A 17,308-nucleotide genomic window follows, 5' to 3' on the forward strand; every position below is an offset into this window, starting at 1 on the left:
TTCCCTCCAAATTAGAATTTACGAAAACGATTTTGTCGTCTCTGCACCAAACTTGTTACTGATAGCTTATTTAAAGCTAACAATTCTTCTTCAAGAACTTTTTCAATGTTTTTAACCACTTTGCGGTGTGAATTTGGTTCTTCAATAATGCCATCAATGATTTTTTGTCTCAATAAAGCACTTGGAGTTACCTGCATCACTTCCGCTGCTTCTGCTGCTCGACTGGCATCTTTCCACAAGATTGAAGCAAAACCTTCCGGTGAAAGGACAGTATACATACTATTTTCTAGCATGTACACCCGGTCAGCCAATGCTAAAGCTAAAGCTCCGCCACTTCCACCTTCGCCAATGATAATTGCAATCACCGGTACAGCTAAATCGCTTAAAGTCAGAAGGCTTTGGGCAATAGCTTCACCTTGACCACCTTCTTCCGCCGTGCGTCCAGGATAGGCACCGGCGGTGTTAATTAGGGTTACTACTGGGCGCCCAAATTTTTCAGCTTGCTTCATCAACCTAATGGCCTTACGATAACCATTAGGTGTCGGACTACCAAAGTGCTTAGCAATTCTTTCCTCGGCACTTTGACCTTTATCAGTCGCAATTACAGTTACAGCTTGTTTATTAATTTGAGCTAAACCAGCAATTATAGCCGGATCATCTTCGCCACTACGGTCGCCATGTAGTTCAAAAAAATCAGGAAATAAACCGTGAATCAATTCTTTGGTGCTGATTTTTTCTTCGGAGCGCGCCGCCATCACAATTTCTTGGGCAGTTTTTTCGACTTTTTCTCTAGGCTTCTTTTCAAAAAAATTCCGCATTATTTCCCTCTTTTCTGATTTAATTCAAGTAAGCGGGCAATGGTTTCTTTTAACTTTGGACGTGAAACAATGGCATCGATAAAACCTTCTTTAAGTACTGTTTCAGCATCTTGAAGGTCTTCGGGAACTTTTTGGTGAATGGTTTGTTCAATTACCCGTTTACCAGCAAATCCCACTAAGGCTCGTGGCTCAGATAAAATGATATCTCCTTGCATGGCAAAAGAAGCTGTTACTCCCCCAGTTGTCGGGTCAGTTAAAACTACTAAGTAAAATAAGCCTGCATTAGCATGAGCTTTCACTGCTTGAGAAACCTTCGCCATTTGCATAAGGGAAAAAATCCCTTCCTGCATTCGCGCCCCGCCTGAAGCGGTAAAAAGTACAACTGGCAATTCTTCCTTAGTTGCCTTTTCAAAAAGCCGGGTTAATTTTTCCCCAGTAATCGTCCCTAAAGAACCCATAATAAACTTTGAATCCATAATTCCTAGGGCAAATTTTTGCTTCTTAATGTGAGCTATCCCCGTCCAAACCGAATCATTTAACTTGGTTTTTTCCTTAGCTTGAGCTAATTTTTCTTGATAACCAGGGAAGTTCAAAGGATCCACTGTGGAAATGTTAGTATCCATTTCACTGTAATCATCAACTAACCATTCCAATCGTTCGTAAGCCCCGATTCGGAAGCCATAACCACAAGTTGGACAGTCCTTATAAGTACCTAAATCTTTGTGGTAAAAGGATTGGTGACATTTAGGACAAGAAATCCACATTCCTTCAGGAACCTTTTTTTCAGCCGCCTTGTTGGCTTTGATTCGTTTTTGGCCGATGTTTTTTAATTCATCAAACAGTTGCATCTTCTATACCTTTCCACTTGGGGAGAAATATCTTTTCCAAGTAATCTGTCGTCACTTCACCAGAAATAAAGCCGTCGTCATTTAAGATATCATGATAGAAACTCTGATTAGTAGTAATTCCCATAATCACCATTTCTTCTAACAAACGCTTGACCTTTTCGACAGCTTCATGACGATCATGGCCTAAGGCTATCACCTTAGCTACCATGGAGTCATAAAATGGCGAAATTTTCACCCCGGCATAAAGATCGGAATCAATCCGCATTCCTAGATTTCCGACTGGGAAGTAGAGGTACTTAACATCCCCGACGGAAGGCATAAAACCTTTAGCAGGATCTTCTGCATTAATTCGACATTCAATAGCATGACCATGTAACTGAATATCTTCTTGGACAAAAGGTAAATCTTCTCCTGCCGCTACCCGAACTTGAGCTTTGACTAAGTCAATTCCTGTTACCATTTCGGTCACAGTGTGCTCAACTTGAATTCGCGTATTCATTTCCATGAAATAAAAATTATGGTCTTGATCCATCAAAAATTCAATCGTCCCGGTATTAAGATAATCAATCGCCTGGGTAGCCCGAACCGCAATTTCACCAAGTTCCTGCCTTTGGTCTGGGCTAATCAAGGCACACGGACTTTCTTCAATCATCTTTTGTTTGCTTCTTTGCACAGAACAATCACGCTCAGGGAAGTAAACCGTGTGACCCTTGGCATCCCGGAAAACCTGCACTTCAATATGTTTTACATTTTCCATGATTTTTTCCAGGTACATCCGGTTATCCCCGAAGGCATTTTGCGCTTCTTGTTGAGCTTCTTCGAAGGCTTGGGTAATTTGACTAGCATCGTTGACACGCCGAATTCCCTTACCACCACCACCGGCGGCAGCCTTCAACAAAACCGGGTAACCAACTCGTTCAGCGACTAACTCCGCAGCCGTTGCATCGGGCAAAAAGCCTTCGCTACCCGGAATAACAGGCACATTACTTTTTTGCATTTGTAAACGCGCATTGGCCTTATTTCCCATCAAATCAATAGTTTGAGACTTAGGTCCAATAAAGGTCAGCCCACAGGCTTCACACATTTCAACAAAGCGACTATTTTCAGAGAGAAAACCAAACCCGGGATGAATCGCCTGAGCACCGGTACCGACAGCTGCTGCCAAAATATTTTGCATATTTAAGTAGGAGTCTTGGGGACGGGCCGTCCCAACACAGACTGCTTCATCGGCCAACTGAACATGGAGGCTTTCCTTGTCAGCAGTCGAATAGATCGCCACTGATTGAATTCCTAACTCCTTTAAGGAGCGGATAATCCGGACAGCAATTTCGCCCCGATTCGCTACTAACACTTTTGAAAACATCGTTTAACCTACTTTCTACTTATTCGATAATGAAAGTCAACTCGGCATTACATGCCTTCTTGCCATCGACTTTGGCTACGGCCTTACCGACCCCAATGTTACCACGAATCTTCTCTAAGGTTACTTCAATCATCAAGGTGTCCCCAGGACGCACAACTTTTCTAAATTTGGCAGACTTAATGCCTCCAAAGTATGCTGTTTTGCCTTTAAATTCATCTAAAGAAAGTAAGGCAACCGCCCCAGTTTGTGCCATGGCTTCTACAATTAAAACCCCTGGTAAAACTGGGTTACCCGGAAAATGACCATTGAATACCTGTTCATGAGCAGTCACGTTACGCTTAGCTACTGCACGCTTACCAGGTTCTAATTCTTCTACTCGGTCAATTAGTAGCATGGGGTAACGGTGCGGAATAATCTTTTGAATTTCTGTTACATCTAAAGCCATCTTTATGCCTCCGTATTTACTCTGAATAATGGTTGATCAAATTCGACCAACTGTTCATTTTCCACTAAAACTTCTTCAATTACACCACTAACTTCGGACTTGATTTCAGTCATCATCTTCATTGCTTCAATGATGCAAACCACATCGCCCTTGTTAACCCTACTACCTACTGAAACATAGGCTGGACGGTCGGGCTTAGATTGTAAATAAATCGAACCGACCATAGGAGCCTTAATGAAAGTCCCGACTACCTTTTCTTTTCCAACTTCTGCTGGTGCAGGTGCTGGAGTAGCAACAGGCACGCTGGCTTCTGCCACTGGTGTCGCTACCAAAGAAGCTTGCGGTGTCGGATTTTCGTTTTTGCTTAAGCGCAAATGAAAGCCATCAGTGGTAATTTCTAATTCTCGCATATCGGAATTATTAAAACCTTCCATGATGCTCTTTACTTCTGCGAAATCCATTAATCGTCACTCCATTTCTTAAAGGCCACGACTGCATTGTGACCACCAAAACCTAAGGAGTTACTGATAGCGTATTGCAAGTCAGCATGGTGATTTAAATCAGCAACCACATTTACTTGGCATTCATCATCTTGGTTTTCTAAACCAATGTTTGGCGGTACCACACCGTTTTGTAAAGCTGCCACCGTCGCAACGGCTTCAATGGCCCCAGCGGCCCCCAATAAGTGACCAGTCATGGACTTAGTTGAAGAAACTAAGACGTTACTGTCTTCACCAAAAACTATGTTAATCGCTTTAGATTCGCCAGCATCGTTAGCGTGAGTAGCTGTCCCATGAGCGTTGATGTAATCAACTTCTGCAGGGGTAATCCCAGCTTCCTTGATAGCTTGTTGCATAGCGCGAGCCGCCCCTTCACCACTTGGGTCTGGGGAAGTAATGTGGTAGGCATCACAAGTTGCACCGTAGCCGACCACTTCACCTAAAATCTGCGCCCCGCGATCCTTGGCATGTTCTTCACTTTCCAAAACTAAAGTTGCGGCCCCTTCACCTAAGACGAAACCAGAACGTTCCTTGTCAAAAGGAAGAGAGGCTTTCGTTGGGTCTTCTTGGGTCGATAAAGCTGTTAAGGAAGCAAAGCCAGCAATTCCGATTTCATTAACCGACGCTTCTGCTCCCCCAGCTAACATTACTTGGGCACGACCTTCCTTAATTTGCCGGTAGGCTTCTCCAATAGCATTAGTTGCCGAAGCACAAGCTGTCACCACGGAAGTACAGATATTTTTAGCATTGGCACGCATCGCCACATTACCGGCTGCCATATTGGCAATGGCGGTCGGCACAAACATTGGTGAAACCCGACGAGGGCCTTTTTCATGCATCTTAATAACTTGTTCTTGAATAGTTGTTAAACCACCAATCCCTGAACCAATGATAACCCCCATATCATAAGGGTCGGTATTTTCTTCATTGATGCCAGCTTGTTCCAAAGCTTCTAAAGCTGTATGAACTGCATATTGTGAAAAGAGATCCATCCGTTTAGCTGCTTTTTTTCCAACCCGTTCGTTAGGATCAAAATCTTTAACTTCACCTGCGACGGTAATTCCCGTTTCACTTGCATCAAATTTGGTAATAGGAGCAATTCCTAATTGACCTTTAAATAAATTCTCCACAAAAGTCTTGGTGTCATTACCAATTGGGGCAACTATCCCCATCCCTGTAATTACTACTCTTGTCATAAAATCCTCCTAGATGGTCATTCCACCATCAACTGTTAAGACTTGTCCTGTCACATAGTCATTTTGCGCCAAGAATAAAGCAGCAGAAGCCACTTCATCAACCTTGCCGAAACGTTGTAAAGGAATTCCGGCTAAGATGTCTTCTTTCACCTTGTCACTTAAGACATCGGTCATATCAGAAACAATCATCCCCGGAGCAATTGCATTACAACGAATTCCACGCAAAGCACCTTCTTTGGCCACGGATTTGGTTAAACCAATAACCCCCGCCTTGGCAGCAGCGTAGTTAGCTTGGCCAATGTTCCCGTGCAAACCAATCACACTAGCTATGTTGATAATTACACCGCTCTTTTGCTTGTACATCTTCTTTAAGAAGGCTTGCGTCATCATGAAAGTCCCGTTTAAGTTAACGTTAATTACACTTTCAAAATCTGCGGGTTTCATCCCGATTAACAATTTATCGTTGGTAATCCCGGCATTGTTAATTAAAACGTCAATCCCATCAAATTCCTTCCAGGATTCTTTAAGCATGCGTTTTACATCGTCAACACTGGAAATATCACCTAAGCTGACAAAAACCTTGCCCCCGTAACTTTCAATTTCCGCTAGCACCTCCGCCGGAATTTCCTTCCGTGCGTTTAAGACGATGTTGGCTCCGGATTGGGCAAACTTCTTAGCAACAGCTAAGCCAATTCCACGTGAGGAACCTGAGACAAAGACATTTTTCCCTTGTAAATCCATTTTTAACCTCGCATAGCTTCACAAAAAGCTTTGTAATCTTCCATCTTTTCAATGTTGAAACGTTGGGCCTTCCGATCAACTACCTTGGCAAATTTTACCAAAGTTTGACCTGGACCAATTTCCAAAAAGGTATCTGCGCCAGCTGTAATTAAACCGGCCGCACAATCAGCAAAATGCGTGGGTTGGCAAACCTGTTTGGCCATCACTTGGGCCGCTTCTACCGCTTTTAAAGGTTGAGCGGTTGTATTTGACATGACGGTCACACTTGGTTCGTTAAAGGTTACGCCTTCAAAACGTTGCGCCAATTTTTGACTTGAATTTTGAAAAAGCGGGGTGTGAAAAGCCCCGCTTACCTTTAACGGCACCACTTTTTTAGCTGCCCCGGCATTTTGTAATTGTTCACTGGCTGCTGTTACAGCCACTGGACTCCCTCCGATTACGACTTGCTTTTTTGAATTATAATTGGCAATCGCAACCGGTTCTTCGGGAGTTGAAATTTCCGCACAAATTTGTTCCACCAAAGTCACATCCGGTCCGAGTAAGGCGAACATCATACTTTCTTTCGCATCGGCATCAGCTTGCATGTATTGGGCGCGGTCCTTTAAAACCGCCATCGTGTCAGCAAAGCTTAACATCCCACTAGCGTGCAAAGCCGAATATTCACCTAAAGAAAGGCCAGTCATCCCAACCACGGGTAAGTCTGGAAAGTCACGCTTCAACATGGCATAAATTCCCAATGACATAGCTACTAAGGCCGGTTGAACATTGAGCGTTTGGTCAAGTTCGGCATTTTCATTTTTGAAAATCTTGACGAGATCCAAGCCCGTAATTTGGCTAGCTTCATCAATCTTTTGGGCAAAGAGTTGATCTTGTGCATAAAAGTCCAACCCCATGCCACTATATTGCGCCCCTTGACCCGAAAACAAAATTCCCAGTTTCATCAGTGGGTGCCTCCCTTAATTATTGGGCGTCGAGTTCCTTCTTAACGTAGTTAACCACGTCACCGATGGTCTTCACATTTTCATCAGCTTCCAACTTGATATCTAATTCATCTTCAAGTTCATTCATGATTTCGAAAACATCTAATGAGTCAGCATCTAAGTCTTCTTTGATATCAGCTGTCATAGTCACAGCATCTTCTTCAACGTCTAATTGGTCAACAGCGATTTCTTTTACTTTGTCAAAAATTTCTTGTTCTGTCATGATAATATATCTCCTCTATCAATAAATGATTTTTTTATTTTTTAGTATCTAATAATTTGAGTCCCGACCGTCAAGCCCCCACCAAAGCCACTCAAAGCTACCAAGCTCCCTGGCTTAATTTTTCCGGCTTGGACTAATTCATCAAACAAAATAGGTTCACTGGCCGCCGAAGTATTGCCATAGCGGTCAATATTAATGGGGAACTTTTCGATTGGTAATTGCATTTTTTTGGCCACAGATTTAATAATCCGGGCGTTGGCTTGATGGAGGACAAAATAATCAATGTCACTCACAGCAAGTTGGGCTTTATCACAAGCCCGTTGAATGGATTTAGGCACTTCCCTGGTCGCAAACGAATACACCGCATGACCATCCATTGCAAAAGAACTAAATTTGTGCTCCCCGTTAGCTGGGAAGCTCGTTAACGCAGGAGTAATCCCGGCCGTCAAACTTTGACCGTCTTGACCGTAAGTGGCTAAATCCGAAGCCAGAAAGGCTGAAGTTCCATCAGAATCAATTTCTAAAATCGCCCCACCGGCACCGTCACCAAAAAGTACCGCCGTAGCCCGGTCTTGCCAATCAATAATCTTGGACAAGACTTCCCCACCGAGTACCATTACCCGCTTTGCTTGACCACTCGCCAGGTAAGCACTCGCCATTTCTAAGGCATAGATGTAACCTGAGCATGCCGCAGAAATATCAAAGGCAAAAGCTTTACTTGCCCCAATTTCACCTTGTACTAGGCTGCGGTTGACGGGGTATAGGCTTCTGGTGACATAGTTGCCACAATAATTAAATCAATCTCTTTGGCAGAAAGACCGCTTTTTGCTAAGAGATCGAGAGCCACCTTAACGGACAAATCAGCAGTATTTTCGCCTTGACTGATGTGTCTTTGTTTAATACCGGTCCGCTTTTGAATCCACTCATCCGAGGTATCCATAATTTGGGCCAGGTCATCATTGGTGACGATTTTTTCTGGGACATAGTGGCTACTTGCCCGAAATTTAATCTTTTTCATCCGTAACTCCCTAACTTAAGAATGTTCCTTCAAGAATCCCTCTAAGTTATGTAAAGCGCGTTCAATAATCGCGATTTCATTTTGATTAAGATCCTTCAAGAAACTTTTCACCATCATATTGTGAAAGGCTTCATGTGAGCGATAAATAATACGCCCCTTCTTCGTTAATCCTAGGCGAATCACTCGGCGATCGGATTCAGAACGAATCCGCTTCACATAGCCTTTCTTTTCCAAGCGATTGATGGTGGAGGTTAGTGTTCCTGGCGTCAAGTGTAATCCTTTGGCAACTTGTGATGCGGATTTTTGATCATACATGCTGATTTCATGAATCGCGTGCATTTCCTTCATGGTTAGGTCGCTGAACTTACTCTTGCGTAACTCATTTTCTTCAATCCACATGATGCCGGTATAAATTCGAACCAAAGAGTCATTAATCTCTTGTTCGCGTCTACTCATATAATCTACCGTCCTTTATTTTCCTCAAAATAAATGGTTTGAAATCAAAACAATAATACTCCGAAAATAAGTCACCTACCGAGCTAAATCTTTGCGTCGCGATTTTCCACGATAAACATCAATTGAGCGGTGCAGACCTTTTTTCCCTCAACAAGTGCCGCCGTTTCAACAATTCCCATGTTAGCTTTCACCTTTTCCATGGTAATCTCGAGCTTTAAGACATCACCAGGTTTAACCATTTGACGAAATTTTGCATTCTTAACCGCCCCAAGGTAAGCCGTTTTTCCCATAAATTCAGGGGATTTCAAAATTAAAATTGACGCAGCTTGTGCCAAAGTTCAATGATTAAAGCTCCTGGCATCACTGGATTTCCTGGGAAGTGACCTTCAAAAAATGATTCGTTAATTGTCACATTCTTGGTCGCCACAATTCTCTTACCGGGATTAAGTTCATCAACATAGTCAATGTAAATGATAGGATAACGGTTCGGAATCAAAGCCATGATTTCCTGGGCATCCATAATTTTCACACTTGTCACCTCACTATTATTTTTATTTCGAATATCAAACTATTCGATGTTCAAATAATATTATAAGTCATAGTAGATGTCAACCTAGGCCTTTAATCCCTTAAATTTCAATGACTAAATTTATATTTTTTTATTTTTTTGATTCAAAACATTTCAATGTTCAAACTTATTTTAAATTGATATAAAAGATGTTACCTCCTGTGCGTGGTGCTAGTTAAGTATCATTGACATAATCAGTGATATTAGGGCATTTCTGTTTTTCATTAAGCAAAAGGTACCCTTAAACTTCGCCATATTCTATTAGTTTATAACCAAGTATGTGCCAGAAATTAGGTTGTATCTTTAATAAATATTGATATAGCAACGTTTTTATTCTTAAATCAACTAGCACCACGCAAACCTCCTATTTTGTTCCATCAAATTTTTACCTACATCTTTTTTATTTATGCTTTAATAACCAATAAATAATATATACTACAACTGTTTTGCTATTATTTTCTTTCAAATCAATTTGATTACAAAATTTTTATTATTTTCACATTAAAAATTAACCCAAATAAAAACACCCTATCTTTAAGTCAAGACAGGATTATTTAAATATTTTCGGCCAAGATTTTATCTTTTTGTCTAGTCTAGCCAATACTAATTTATCAAAAAAATTCCTAAAGCCACTTTTTTACATTTTTTGGCTCTAACCTATTTTCCGAATAACACGACAAGGATTACCGGCCGCAACGACATTAGCGGGAATTTCCCCCACAACGATTGCACCGGCACCAATGATGGTATTAGCTCCAATTTTAGCCCCTGGACAGACGGTTACACTCGCACCCAGACTAACATTAGAACCAATGGTAATCGGCTTTTCATAACAATAATGAGCTGCACGCAGAATAGGATTTTCAGCGTGGCTAGCCGTGTAAAGACCACAATTCGGGCCAATGGTCACATCCGGACCAATGATTACCGGAGCACAATCGATAATTTTAACATCATGCATTATGGTCACCCGGTCTCCTAAATGGAGATTAAAGCCAAATTCAGTTAAAAAATTGGGTTCAATCCGTATTTCTTGACCAAAATATCCAAAATAGTCCGCTAAAATTTCTGGATGGTATTCATTTTTTTGGATAATCAAATTGTTATAACGTCGACATTTTTCAAATGACTCCCGCCGTGCTTGATCAATTTCTGGATTGAAGTCATCATACAGTTGTCCTCCATTAGTAATGGCTTGAACCCGTTTAATCGCTGCTTTTTCCATACTTTCACCTTCAAAACAAAAAAGCCGGGTTGCCCCAACTTTCTCAGTTTATTTGTCTTCTTCTGTTTTGTCTTCAGCTATGACACTAGTTTCTTCCTCACTAGCTTTAGACGTTTCATCTGTAGCATCAGTTTGTGGAACAGCTGCTACCTTAGCTTCTTCGGTACGTGGTAAAACCTTACCGATAGCGTTGGCATTGAAAACCAAGTAAACACCTTCGCAATCAAGGGTTACCGTCTTGTCTTCGTTATTAATTTCATCAATTACCCCGTGTAGACCACCGATAGTAATCACGCGATCACCACGCTTCATACCGTTCATCATTTCCTGACGTTGTTGCTGTTGCTTTTTTTGAGGGCGTAAGATGGTAAAGTACATCAAAACAATCATCCCCGCAAAAAGCAAGATTGAGTAAGTTGGATTTCCTTGAGCTGCTAAAAACATAATTTCCTCCTGCGTAAATAGTTCATATTTTTACCTATAAGTAATACTTTACCAAACTTTGGTCACAATTACTATAGGTTGAATGCATCTCTTATTCACTTGGACGCAAACCAAGATGGGCATAGCCCGCTGCCGTCACGACCCGCCCCCGCGGAGTCCGCTTTAAAAAGCCTAACTGTAAAAGATATGGTTCTACCATATCAGCAATCGTATCCGTTTCTTCCCCGATATTGGCCGCAATAGTGGTTAAACCGACTGGTCCGCCTTGATAAAGTTCAATCATGGTAGTTAACATCTTGCGGTCGGTCGCATCTAGCCCCACTTTATCCACTTGCAGTAAATCTAGGGCGTAACGACTGATTTCATCATCAATTTGATCTTTTTCGGCCACTTCGGCAAAATCACGCACCCGTTTTAAAAGCCGGTTAGCGACCCGCGGAGTCCCCCGCGAACGTCGAGCAATTTCATGCGCCCCTTTGGCACTAATTTCACTAGCCAAAACTTGGGCCGAGCGATAGACGATGTTCGTTAATTCTTCTTCGGTATAGTAATTCATGTGGCCAACAATTCCAAAACGATCCCGTAAAGGCGCTGATAACATTCCTGCCCGGGTGGTTGCCCCAATTAAGGTAAAGGGTGGCAAAGGGAAGTGTACCGCATGGGCCGTTGCATCTTGGCCGACAATAATATCGATGAAATAGTCTTCCATCGCGGAGTAAAGGATTTCTTCGACATTTTTAGGCAAGCGGTGAATTTCATCAATAAATAAGACATCACCAGCATTTAATTCACTCAATAAGGCCACCAAGTCCCCTGGCTTTTCAATAGCCGGACCCGAAGTAGTCTTGATATTTACCCCCAATTCATTAGCAATGACTAATGACAGGGTTGTCTTCCCCAAACCTGGCGGTCCATATAAAAGCACATGGTCGAGGGCTTCTTCTCTTTTTTGAGCGGCCTTGATATACACGGCGATTTCATTTTTGAGTTTTTCTTGACCGATGTATTGATTTAAATATTGGGGACGGAGGCTTAGTTCGCTATTTACTTCTTCGAAGCCTTCACTTTTCCCCGAAATAATTCTATCGTCTTCCACAAAATCCTCCCCCTATTTTTGATTAATAATCTTCAAGGCTTGGCGTAAATAAGCACTTGTTTCTTCAGCTTTGAAGTCGGCCATCTTCTTTTGAATCTTCTTAATTTCAGTTGCGCGGTAACCTAAGGCCTGAAGAGCTTCCATCGCTTCTGCTAGTTTTGGATCTTCCGCCTTATTTTCTAAGGATAAACTTTGTTGACCTGGTAAGACTTGGTTTTGACCAACTAAGTCGTCAAGTTTACCCTTGAGATCTAAGACGATTTGCTTAGCGGTCTTTTTACCAATTCCGGGATATTTGACCAAGTAACCATCATCATCGGCATTAATCGCCGTAATTAAACCTTGGTGATCATCACTAGCTAAGATCGCTAAGGCACTCTTGGACCAATTCCGGAAACACTAATCAACTTTAAAAAAAGCTGTTTTTCCGCAGCGGTCCGAAAACCATAAAGGGTAATGTCATTTTCTCTAACGGCTTGGTAGACATAAACTCGCCTCTCTTCTCCCTCAGGAAAGGAAAAAGGATTGGCAGTAAAAATTTGGTAGCCAATGCCATTGTTTTCACACACAATGTAGAGCGGACTAACCATGGTGATTTTTCCCATAATATATTCGTACATATTATCCTCGCTTATTGATACTTTCGTGACTATCTTGAATTCGTTTAAACATCTTTTCTAAATCCTGATTGGAAAAAGAAACTACCACGGGCCGGCCATGTGGACAATTAAAGGGATTCTCGCAATCCGGTAATTGAGCCAAAAGAGCACGAGCTTGTTGATCATTTAAATGAAAATTAGCCTTAATTGCCCGCTTACAACTCATCATAATAGCCGTTTTTTCTCTAAACTGTGCCAGAGTCAAGTGCTGATTTTCTAAAAGATAATCAATCATCTCCCGAATTGTGTCCTCTTCTTGTCCAGCTTTAAACCAAGCTGGATGTTGGTGAATAATATAAGTATTCGGTCCAAAATCTTCCAATTGTACTCCCAATGCTAACAAATCTTCTTTGTGTTGTTCAATTTTTAAACAGTCACTGGTAGGATAAGTCAAAACAATCGGTAAGAGTAACTTCTGTTGGGCAAGCCCCACCTTAGTAATTTCTTGGCGGTAAAACTCGTAGTTAACCCGTTCTTGAGCGGCGTGTTGGTCAACAAGGTATAATCCCGCTTCACTTTCTGCTAACAAATAGGTACCGTGTAATTGACCAATATAACGTAATTTAGGAAATCTCGGCTCCGCAGAATTAGACACATCATTATCGAGTTCTAGACTTATTTCTTCAGTCTTAGCTGGTTGCGTCGACACAACTGGTGAACTAATAGGATTATTTTGGCTGACTGTTTGTAAGCCAAAGCGCTGGTCCCAAGCCTGGATAGCCGGTAAAGTTAGTTGCTTTTGATCCTTGATTTCTAACTGGTTAAACTTGACCGACACTGGGGTTGACTTGGCTTTAGGCGCCTGGGGGCCAACGGCTTGCCCCGTTAAGAGCTGATTGACCTGCTGGCGACTAGGTAAAGATGGTGACGACGTTTGGTAAACGCGATTGCCCTCCCCGACTTTTTCTGCCAAAACTTTAGCCTTTTTCGCTGGTAAATTATCCAGAGCCTTAGGGATTAAATTTTCGGGGGCAAACTAGCTTGGATGGCTGCCTTAATCAGTTGGGCCAACTGCTCTTCTTTAGAAATCCGCACTTCTTGTTTAGTGGGGTGAACATTAACATCGACTAATTGGAAATCAAGTTCAATATTTAAAACCGCTAAAGGGTAGCGCCCTACCATTAATTTGGAACCATAACCCGCCGCCACCGCCCGTAAAAGGGTATGACTTTTGACATAACGGCCATTAATTAATAAAGAAATATAATTGCGACTGGCCCGGGTTAATTTCGGTAAGGAGACAAAGCCACTTATCTGAAAATCTTGGTCTTGGCGGCCCACAGGAATCATCTGCCGAGCCGTCGTCACCCCATAAATGGCACTCAAAACTTGCTGAAGCTTACCATTACCGACTGTTTGTAATAGTGACCGACCATTATGTGTGAGGGAAAAGGCCACCTCCGGATGCCCCAAGGCCAAGCGATTGACAATATCGGTGATATTGGCTAATTCAGTATTGGGTGATTTCAAGTACTTCAAGCGCACTGGGGTATTAAAGAAAAGGTCACGGACCGTAATTTGTGTTCCTTGGCGACTAGCTGCTGCTTCTTGAGCTAAAATTTCGCCGCCGCGCAAGTGAATCATGGCTCCAGCTGAAGCGGCAGTAGTCTTAGACTCAACAATTACATCGGCTACCGAAGCAATACTGGGGAGGGCTTCACCCCGAAAGCCCAGCGTTTGAACCCGAAATAAATCCTTTTTACCAGTGATTTTACTCGTGGCATGACGTTTAAAGGCCAGGGCCAAATCATCTACCGCAATCCCACTACCATCATCAATAACTTGAATGGTCGCTAAGCCTGACTCTTCTAAGATAATATCAATTCTATGACTGCCAGCATCCAGGGAGTTTTCCACTAATTCCTTCACAACGGCGGCCGGATTTTCAATAACTTCCCCGGCCGCAATTTGATCGGCTAACACCGCACTTAATTCGTGAATCTTACCCATATCCTATTCCTTTCGCTATTTTTTTCGTAATTGTTTTTGCCACTGATAAACTTGGTTCATCAAGTCCAGTGGCGTCATCCCCATTAAATCCAAATCACTTAATTGATCTAAGACTTTAGTTTGCCGTTTATTTAACTTACTTGCTGGCACCACTTGCGGTTCTTCAAATAAGGCCAATTGACCATTTTCTTCCATAATTAAATTATTGCTTTCAGAAACTTGATCAACCTGGGAAGTTTCTGACGTCTTTGTTAACTGCTCATCTTCAGTAGCTACTTTGGCTTCAGGTGCTTGCTTGGCTTGTCCTTCTAAGGAAGCCAAGATGACATCCGCCCGACTTAAAAGCTGATCTGGCATCCCGGCTAGGCGTGCCACATGAATCCCATAAGACTTATCAGCCGGACCAGTTTGCATCTTGTGCAAGAAAACCAAGTGACCATCTTTTTCAATCGCACCAACATGGACGTTTTCTAAATGATCCAACTTTGGTCTAGGACGGTTAGTTCATGGTAGTGTGTTGAAAAGAGCGTCTTAGCTTTAACATGATTATGGACATGCTCGATAATTGCTTGGGCCAAAGCCATTCCGTCGTAAGTTGCTGTTCCTCGCCCAATTTCATCAAATAAAAGCAAACTGTTTGGGGTTGCATTTTTTAAAGCCTGGTTGGCTTCCTTCATTTCAACCATGAAAGTAGATTCCCCCGAAATTAAGTCATCAGCCGCCCCAATCCGGGTGAAGATTTGGTCGAAAATCGGCATCTTAGCCGCTTTGGCTGGTACAAAACATCCGATTTGCGCCATCACGACCGTCAAAGCTAGTTGTCGCATGTAAGTTGACTTCCCGGACATGTTAGGACCAGTAATCAGAAGAATTTCTGTGTCGGCATCCATAATTACATCGTTAGGTACATATGATTGCTTACCAACAACCTTTTCCACCACTGGGTGCCAACCTTCCTTAATTTGTAGATTTTTTGCTGCTGTAAATTCCGGTTTCACAAAACCAGAATTTTCACTGACAACCGCAAAAGCTTGCAAAACATCAATTTGCGCCACCGCCCGAGCCAACTTTTGCAATCTTTGAATTTCATCTTTAACTTGGTCACGAATTTGGGTGAAAATTTCGTATTCTAAATCACCAGCCTTACTTTCTGCTCCTAAAATCAAGGCTTCCTTTTCCTTTAATTCAGGAGTGATAAAGCGCTCGGCATTGGCTAAAGTTTGCTTTCTTTGGTAGCGATTCTCATCCAGCTTGGCCAGGTTACCCTTACTAATCTCAATATAGTAACCAAAAACGCGGTTAAAACCAACTTTTAAGTTAGAAATTCCAGTCTTTTCCCGTTCATTGGCTTCTAATTGGGCCAGCCATTGCTTTCCATTTTGCAGCGCATCACGGTATTCATCTAATTGAGAATTGTAACCATCGCGAATCAAATTACCCTCGGTAATCGATAAAGGTGGTTCATCAACTAAAGCTTGTTCAATTAAATCAGCGACTTCTTCGACCGGATCTAGATCCGCCAATAAACCACTAAATTCACCTTCATCAAGTGTTTCCAAGGTATAACGTAACTTTGGCACCGCTAAGAGAGAATTCTTCAACTGAATCAAATCGCGACCGTTAACACTGCCCAAAGCGACCTTCCCTGCGAGCCGTTCTAAATCGTAAACAGAGTTAAGATCTTCTTGAACATTAGTTCTTTCAAAGAAATGATTCAAAAAAGACGCCACCCGCGCTTGGCGAGCCTCAATTTCCCCTTGGTTTAATAATGGCCGTTCAATCCATTGTTTTAAAAGGCGACCACCCATGCTGTTTTGGTTTCATCCAAAAGCCAAAGTAGCGTTCCTGACTTTTTCTTCGTACGAGCATTAACCAAAAGATCTAAGTTAGCCTTGGCTCGGTAATCCATCTTCAAAAAGTGGTTAGGTTCGTAATGACGTGCCTTTTGAAGGTGAGCCAAGGCCCGCTTTTGAGTCACGCTCAAATACATCAAAAGATGCTTAGTAGCTTCCAGTTCTTCGGAATTTTCCAACGCTTGTAAGACATAAGAAAATTCAGCTTGAACTTGATAATCGTCTTGGTGAGAAATCAAGATTTTCAAGCTTTCTAAGAGTTCACTCGCCACAGTTGGTAAGCTTTGATCTACCACAATTTCTTTGGTTGCTAAGGCCAAAAGTTCATTTTGTAGGCTATCTAACCCCTGAAGACTAGCAACATGAATTTCTCCGGTAGCTAAATCAACATAAGCAAAGCCGTAACGGTCATTTTCATAATGTAAAGCGGTTAAATAATTGTTACTTTTGGCATCTTTACCACTGTTGTCTACAATGGTTCCGGGGGTCACCAACTGGGTCACTTCTCTTTTGACCATACCTTTGGCTTTTTTAGGGTCTTCGACTTGTTCGCAAATCGCAACCTTGTAACCTTGGTCCACTAAAATATCGATATAGTTTTGCACCGCATGGTGGGGTACCCCACACATGGGAATAGGATTGTCAGCATTTTTATTCCGCGCCGTTAAGGTTAACTCCAAAATCTTGGCCGCTTGTACGGCATCTTGGAAGAACATTTCGTAAAAGTCACCCATCCGGTAAAATAAGAAGGCATCGGGATATTGTTCTTTAACCGCCAAGTATTGTTGCATCATTGGCGTGTGCTTGGTTTTTTCTGGCATAACCAACCGTCCTTTCCACTTACTGTCAATTATCTATTCTATCATTTTTAGCCGTATTTAGCACCTGTCCCGCTTGCCAAAAATAACTCACGTCAACTACCCCC

Annotated in this window: 13 protein-coding genes and 5 pseudogenes; all 18 read right to left on the reverse strand. The window is 42.2% G+C overall.

The window, feature by feature from the left end; translation table 11 throughout:
- Nucleotides 1–11 precede the first annotated feature (11 nt).
- The gene (gene accA, locus JCM10991_RS16125) at nt 12–818 is read right to left on the reverse strand and encodes an acetyl-CoA carboxylase carboxyltransferase subunit alpha (protein ID WP_023860560.1); all 807 of its coding nucleotides are present in this window, start codon (nt 816–818) and stop codon (nt 12–14) included.
- A complete protein-coding gene (gene accD, locus JCM10991_RS16130) occupies nt 818–1,666 on the reverse strand; it encodes an acetyl-CoA carboxylase, carboxyltransferase subunit beta (RefSeq protein ID WP_023860561.1) in 849 nt (282 codons plus the stop codon). The genes accA and accD overlap by 1 nt, the downstream gene beginning before the upstream one ends.
- Nucleotides 1,653–3,029 (reverse strand): acetyl-CoA carboxylase biotin carboxylase subunit, encoded by a 1,377-nt coding sequence (gene accC / locus JCM10991_RS06315; RefSeq protein WP_023860562.1) that lies wholly within the window; start codon nt 3,027–3,029, stop codon nt 1,653–1,655. Before accC ends, accD begins: the two co-directional genes overlap by 14 nt.
- Before the next feature lie 19 nt (nt 3,030–3,048).
- Nucleotides 3,049–3,474 (reverse strand): 3-hydroxyacyl-ACP dehydratase FabZ, encoded by a 426-nt coding sequence (gene fabZ / locus JCM10991_RS06320; RefSeq protein WP_023860563.1) that lies wholly within the window; start codon nt 3,472–3,474, stop codon nt 3,049–3,051.
- 2 nt (nt 3,475–3,476) lie between these two features.
- Complete coding sequence (accB, locus tag JCM10991_RS06325; RefSeq protein WP_023860564.1) at nt 3,477–3,935, reverse strand: acetyl-CoA carboxylase biotin carboxyl carrier protein; 459 nt, start codon at nt 3,933–3,935, stop codon at nt 3,477–3,479.
- Nucleotides 3,935–5,170 (reverse strand): beta-ketoacyl-ACP synthase II, encoded by a 1,236-nt coding sequence (gene fabF, locus JCM10991_RS06330; protein WP_023860565.1) that lies wholly within the window; start codon nt 5,168–5,170, stop codon nt 3,935–3,937. Before fabF ends, accB begins: the two co-directional genes overlap by 1 nt.
- 9 nt (nt 5,171–5,179) lie before the next feature.
- A complete protein-coding gene (gene fabG / locus JCM10991_RS06335) occupies nt 5,180–5,911 on the reverse strand; it encodes a 3-oxoacyl-[acyl-carrier-protein] reductase (protein WP_025020885.1) in 732 nt (243 codons plus the stop codon).
- Between the two features lie 2 nt (nt 5,912–5,913).
- The gene (locus JCM10991_RS06340; protein WP_023860567.1) at nt 5,914–6,852 is read right to left on the reverse strand and encodes an ACP S-malonyltransferase; all 939 of its coding nucleotides are present in this window, start codon (nt 6,850–6,852) and stop codon (nt 5,914–5,916) included.
- Nucleotides 6,853–6,871: 19 nt separating this feature from the next.
- On the reverse strand, nt 6,872–7,114 hold the full coding sequence (locus JCM10991_RS06345) for an acyl carrier protein (protein WP_023860568.1): 243 nt from the start codon (nt 7,112–7,114) through the stop codon (nt 6,872–6,874).
- A gap of 41 nt (nt 7,115–7,155) precedes the next feature.
- A pseudogene (locus JCM10991_RS12930) lies at nt 7,156–8,132 on the reverse strand (beta-ketoacyl-ACP synthase III).
- Nucleotides 8,133–8,147: 15 nt separating this feature from the next.
- A complete protein-coding gene (locus JCM10991_RS06355; RefSeq protein WP_023860570.1) occupies nt 8,148–8,588 on the reverse strand; it encodes a MarR family winged helix-turn-helix transcriptional regulator in 441 nt (146 codons plus the stop codon).
- An 83-nt stretch (nt 8,589–8,671) separates the two neighbouring features.
- Nucleotides 8,672–9,108: pseudogene (fabZ, locus tag JCM10991_RS12935) on the reverse strand (3-hydroxyacyl-ACP dehydratase FabZ).
- A gap of 700 nt (nt 9,109–9,808) precedes the next feature.
- Entirely contained in the window at nt 9,809–10,381 is a 573-nt protein-coding gene (locus JCM10991_RS06370) for a sugar O-acetyltransferase (protein WP_023860572.1), read from the reverse strand.
- Between the two features lie 48 nt (nt 10,382–10,429).
- Complete coding sequence (yajC, locus tag JCM10991_RS06375; protein WP_023860573.1) at nt 10,430–10,825, reverse strand: preprotein translocase subunit YajC; 396 nt, start codon at nt 10,823–10,825, stop codon at nt 10,430–10,432.
- A gap of 91 nt (nt 10,826–10,916) precedes the next feature.
- A complete protein-coding gene (gene ruvB, locus JCM10991_RS06380) occupies nt 10,917–11,921 on the reverse strand; it encodes a Holliday junction branch migration DNA helicase RuvB (protein ID WP_025020886.1) in 1,005 nt (334 codons plus the stop codon).
- 12 nt (nt 11,922–11,933) lie between these two features.
- Nucleotides 11,934–12,541: pseudogene (ruvA, locus tag JCM10991_RS12940) on the reverse strand (Holliday junction branch migration protein RuvA).
- Between the two features lies 1 nt (nt 12,542).
- Nucleotides 12,543–14,530 (reverse strand): annotated as a pseudogene (mutL, locus tag JCM10991_RS15730) (DNA mismatch repair endonuclease MutL).
- A gap of 15 nt (nt 14,531–14,545) precedes the next feature.
- Nucleotides 14,546–17,204: pseudogene (gene mutS / locus JCM10991_RS12950) on the reverse strand (DNA mismatch repair protein MutS).
- Nucleotides 17,205–17,308 lie beyond the last annotated feature (104 nt).

The organism is Ligilactobacillus equi DSM 15833 = JCM 10991, from assembly GCF_000615765.1.
In the GTDB taxonomy this organism is placed as follows: Bacteria; Bacillota; Bacilli; order Lactobacillales; family Lactobacillaceae; genus Ligilactobacillus; species Ligilactobacillus equi.

What these genes read in the sequence shown, in the direction of transcription:
- accA (WP_023860560.1), bottom strand. Translation starts at nt 818, where the DNA reads ATGCGGAATTTTTTTGAAAAGAAGCCTAGAGAAAAAGTCGAAAAAACT.
- accD (WP_023860561.1), bottom strand. Translation starts at nt 1,666, where the DNA reads ATGCAACTGTTTGATGAATTAAAAAACATCGGCCAAAAACGAATCAAA.
- accC (WP_023860562.1), bottom strand. Translation starts at nt 3,029, where the DNA reads ATGTTTTCAAAAGTGTTAGTAGCGAATCGGGGCGAAATTGCTGTCCGG.
- fabZ (WP_023860563.1), bottom strand. Translation starts at nt 3,474, where the DNA reads ATGGCTTTAGATGTAACAGAAATTCAAAAGATTATTCCGCACCGTTAC.
- accB (WP_023860564.1), bottom strand. Translation starts at nt 3,935, where the DNA reads ATGGATTTCGCAGAAGTAAAGAGCATCATGGAAGGTTTTAATAATTCC.
- fabF (WP_023860565.1), bottom strand. Translation starts at nt 5,170, where the DNA reads ATGACAAGAGTAGTAATTACAGGGATGGGGATAGTTGCCCCAATTGGT.
- fabG (WP_025020885.1), bottom strand. Translation starts at nt 5,911, where the DNA reads ATGGATTTACAAGGGAAAAATGTCTTTGTCTCAGGTTCCTCACGTGGA.
- JCM10991_RS06340 (WP_023860567.1), bottom strand. Translation starts at nt 6,852, where the DNA reads ATGAAACTGGGAATTTTGTTTTCGGGTCAAGGGGCGCAATATAGTGGC.
- JCM10991_RS06345 (WP_023860568.1), bottom strand. Translation starts at nt 7,114, where the DNA reads ATGACAGAACAAGAAATTTTTGACAAAGTAAAAGAAATCGCTGTTGAC.
- JCM10991_RS06355 (WP_023860570.1), bottom strand. Translation starts at nt 8,588, where the DNA reads ATGAGTAGACGCGAACAAGAGATTAATGACTCTTTGGTTCGAATTTAT.
- JCM10991_RS06370 (WP_023860572.1), bottom strand. Translation starts at nt 10,381, where the DNA reads ATGGAAAAAGCAGCGATTAAACGGGTTCAAGCCATTACTAATGGAGGA.
- yajC (WP_023860573.1), bottom strand. Translation starts at nt 10,825, where the DNA reads ATGTTTTTAGCAGCTCAAGGAAATCCAACTTACTCAATCTTGCTTTTT.